The organism is Anabaena sp. UHCC 0253 (assembly GCF_009712085.1).
In the GTDB taxonomy this organism is placed as follows: domain Bacteria; phylum Cyanobacteriota; class Cyanobacteriia; order Cyanobacteriales; family Nostocaceae; genus Dolichospermum.
Genome location: NZ_VILD01000013.1, coordinates 27,007 through 30,075, shown reverse-complemented (window position 1 = coordinate 30,075; position 3,069 = coordinate 27,007). Strand labels below are relative to the sequence as shown.

Genomic DNA, 3,069 nt, shown 5'->3' with positions numbered 1-3,069 from the left:
GTAAGAATCACATCTCCTTCTGGTAGATGGGGGACACAAATTGTCCCTCGTGGTAAAGTGTCGCATGGCATGGACATACCCGAATTATGGCTGTATCCACTTTTAATGGCTAAATCACGCCATTGATTGGCTATATAATCAGTAGCAAATTTGCGAAATTTGGGTGTTTCAATTAATTGACCATATTTATCACTGCGAAGTAGAGAAATCCAGCGAGACTCCTGTACTTGATTATTAGTATTATCATCTATTCCGTTAACAGTTTCTTCTGTTTGTTCTTGTTGGGATTGTTGTTTGTCATATTGTTGAATAATGTATTTTGCTAACGTCAAGGGATTACTTTGTAACTGTGCCAATTCCTGAGCTTTTTTCTCAGTTGGTTGACTTAAATCTTGTTGAACTGCTGCTTCTGAGTACCAGATGGTAAACTGCCAGCTATTATCGTAACTGGTGGCTTTGGCATTACCTCGATTACCTATTACTGCTTTGGAAAACTGATATTCACCACAAGGGATTAAATCTTGAAGTTGGGATTTTTTGATGCCTTTAATTGAGGAACGATCCATAACAATATCGTAACCTTGAGCATCTGTTAATTGAGCATCTGGTAAAAAAGTTCCTTTCGCTAAAAAGCTAGTTTCTGGAGATTGTGAGTTATCACTTTCAGCCCAACATTTCATCCATGCAAATCGAAATTGGAGTGGACAATTGCGTTCTCCTCCTAGTTGTTTGGCTAATCGCGGTGACATCTTGCCGTGACAGTCTCCGGTTTTGTAATCAGCATATTGTGGATCTGTAAAGTCTACGATTTTAACTCGTAAGTTTGTAAATGTTTCTGAACCTTTATAGCAATTACTAACTAATAATGAACCATAACGACAAGCAGTATCTGGTTCTGTGGCAAACAACCGTTTAATTTTTTTCCGCAGTGCATCATCAGCGAAGTAATAATTATCGCCTGAACTAAAGGCTAATTTACGTTTAATGCCATCTGTAAATGTTCTTTGTCTTAAATGGTTGGCATCTGGATTTTTACTGTCAATTTTCACCAGGAGGAGAGATGGCAATTCTGATGGCTCAAATATTTGTGCTAATAGGGAATTTTTAATGATTTCTGGTTCTGATAAATATCTCCCCTTGCCATTATTGTACGACCCATCAAAGATAGGTATACTCAGTCCAGAACCTTCTATAAGCCTAGTAGTTAAATCCATTACCAGTAATCTATTAGATAGCTGATCTAACAACGAATCGCACTTCTAATATTTATCCTGGCATGGAATTACACCCAGTGAAATCATCCAAGTGGATATTTTGCTCTTAGCGCGGTAACTAAGGGTAAATCTAGCAAAAATGAGTGGAAAAGGAAGCCGATACAAAAAAGCTAACTAAGGTATTGTTAATGAAAGCGATTTTAATTTGTACTGAGCGCAGATGAGGTAACAAAAATGATTGCTATAAAAGATAAGTTTCCTAAATTAACACCTGAAGAATATTTTGTCTGGGAAGAAAAACAACTGCTGCGCCATGAGTATCTTAATGGTGAACTTTACGCTATGAGTGGGGGAACTCAAAATCATGGCCGAATTGCTAGTAATATTATTTTCATTGTTAAAGGTCATTTACGGGGCGGTGGTTGTCAGGTTGGTAATTCCGATTGTCGTGTAAATATTGTGGAAACGAAAGATTATGTTTATCCTGATGTGAGCGTTACTTGCGACGAGCGCGATCGCACTGCAATCCAAGCCATTCAATATCCCTGTCTAATTATCGAGGTTTTATCTCCCAGTACAGCCAGTTATGACCGAGGGGATAAATTTAGACTGTATCGTCGCAATCCTAGTTTGCAAGATTATGTTTTGGTTGATGCTGAGAAAATAGCGATTGATTTATACCGCAAAAATGAGCGCGGTAATTGGGAGATTTTTAATTATCAGGTGGGGGATAATATCGAGCTACGAAGTATTGATTTAAGTTTTCCCATTGAGTCGGTTTATGAGGATATTGTTTTTGAGGAATTAGGATAAATCGCTAGTATTTCTCAGCTGTTACGCAGCTAAATTTAATATTTTGCAGCCTAGAGTCCTTCTAATAAGGCTTTTGGGCAAAAAAGCAAATGCGTAACAGCTTATCAGTTTGGGAATGAATGAAGCCACACCAAAACATAATAGTTACAAATCAAAATCAAGGGTAAATGTTTCGCCATCAACATCTTTGGGATTTTCTGGTGATGATGGAGTTGAAGGGGGCTGGTCTTGTTGGCTTGGGTTTGTAGCAATCGGGGTGAAAGCTGGGGTATGTGTAACTATTTGTTGCATGGGGAATGCCCCCTTTTTGAAAGCAAAATAGCAATCAATAATAAAGTAAAGCGTCTCTAAGTAACTTTTATCTAGTTGCTGTGATTCGGCAAATATACGTTCCCGGTAGCTATCTTTAATCCGAACTTTTTCCGGTGTCATTGGCTTCGTTCCCATTCAAATTGGTTGATTCAAAATTCGCGCATTATTACCCCTCAAGCTCAAGCCAGGGGCGGGCTTTTCAGCAGGACTACAGATTCTTGTTGATCATGGCTTTTGCCATCTCTAGCAATCCACAGGCATTAGCTTCTACGGGATTGTCCAGAATTTTAAACCCGTTCTTCTCCAATAGCTTCTTAAATCCAGGTAACAAACAGCCACCACCAATTGCCCAAATTTCATCCCCTTGGTGCTTGGCATCTAGTGTCAGGCTTACGGGTTTCTTTAAGAATTTTTCATACCAATCTTTCAAACAATTGGTGTAGATATCTTTGATGTCAATGTCACGACTGTACTTGGTATGTCCCCTTTCCAAACAAAATCGAATCTGGGAGGTGTTGCCGATTTTCCCTCCGTTGAGACGTTTCATTTTTTCGGCAATGTCTTCGATGAGAACTTCTACACCTGCGGGGTAGGGAGTGTGAACTTCTCGCTTTCCTTGGTTGTAACGAGAATAAAGTGTGGTTCCATTCCCAAAATCTAGGACGGTGAGCTTGGGTGGAAGTTGATGCCCAAACAATGCACCCATTCCTTCTGGGACAACTTTGAGAAT

General features: G+C 39.3%; 2 protein-coding genes and 2 pseudogenes. 1 reads left to right on the top strand and 3 read right to left on the bottom strand.

Going from position 1 to position 3,069, the window contains the following annotated elements:
- Window positions 1-1,214, bottom strand: a pseudogene (locus FJR38_RS25475) (hypothetical protein); the annotation flags it as partial.
- A gap of 234 nt (window positions 1,215-1,448) precedes the next feature.
- Between FJR38_RS25475 and FJR38_RS25470 the strand changes: the two are divergent.
- Complete coding sequence (locus FJR38_RS25470) at window positions 1,449-2,027, top strand: Uma2 family endonuclease (protein ID WP_168540197.1); 579 nt, start codon at window positions 1,449-1,451, stop codon at window positions 2,025-2,027.
- A 144-nt stretch (window positions 2,028-2,171) separates the two neighbouring features.
- Here FJR38_RS25470 and FJR38_RS25465 read toward each other — a convergent pair whose 3' ends face one another.
- Together FJR38_RS25465 and FJR38_RS25460 are read right to left on the bottom strand one after the other, a co-directional pair.
- Window positions 2,172-2,459: a hypothetical protein gene (locus FJR38_RS25465; RefSeq protein ID WP_168540295.1), complete on the bottom strand. Its 288-nt coding sequence runs from the start codon at window positions 2,457-2,459 to the stop codon at window positions 2,172-2,174.
- Window positions 2,460-2,547: 88 nt separating this feature from the next.
- Window positions 2,548-3,069, bottom strand: a pseudogene (locus FJR38_RS25460) (hypothetical protein); the annotation flags it as partial.

What these genes read in the sequence shown, in the direction of transcription:
- FJR38_RS25470 (WP_168540197.1), top strand. Translation starts at nt 1,449, where the DNA reads ATGATTGCTATAAAAGATAAGTTTCCTAAATTAACACCTGAAGAATAT.
- FJR38_RS25465 (WP_168540295.1), bottom strand. Translation starts at nt 2,459, where the DNA reads ATGACACCGGAAAAAGTTCGGATTAAAGATAGCTACCGGGAACGTATA.